At 43.8% G+C, this 429-nt stretch carries 1 protein-coding gene; it reads left to right on the forward strand.

The window, feature by feature from the left end; translation table 11 throughout:
- A partial coding sequence (gene rplI, locus ACTHUF_RS11440) for a 50S ribosomal protein L9 (RefSeq protein WP_440407781.1) occupies nt 1-273 on the forward strand: 273 nt, incomplete at its 5' end.
- Between the last annotated feature and the right edge of the window lie 156 nt (nt 274-429).

Here is a 429-nt window from a genome sequence, read left to right on the forward strand (position 1 = left end):
ATCTTGGCTGATGCTAAAGCCCGTCAAGAAAAACTGGAAGGCCAAACCATTACTGTTGCTCAAAAAGCCGGTGTTGATGGTCGTCTGTTCGGTTCTGTTACCAATGCCGACATCGCTGAAGCGATTGTTGCTGCCGGTATCCAAGCTGCTAAAGCAAACGTACGTCTGCCTAACGGTCCTTTGAAAGCTGTTGGCGAATACGAAGTTGAATTGGCTCTGCACACTGACGCTGTTGCTAAAATTACCGTTGCTGTTGTTGCAGCCGCTGAGTAATTAATTCATTCAAGGCCGTCTGAAAATCAATGGTTTCCTTGAATTTCAGACGGCCTTGTTTATCTGCTTGGGCCGAAGTAAGTAAATATCGATTTGTCTATATTTTTGGGTTTGTCTAGAAAAATAGAGCGGTTGATATGAGGAGATGATGTATAT

The sequence above is a fragment of the Neisseria sp. P0024.S006 genome (assembly GCF_051956595.1).
In the GTDB taxonomy this organism is placed as follows: domain Bacteria; phylum Pseudomonadota; class Gammaproteobacteria; order Burkholderiales; family Neisseriaceae; genus Neisseria.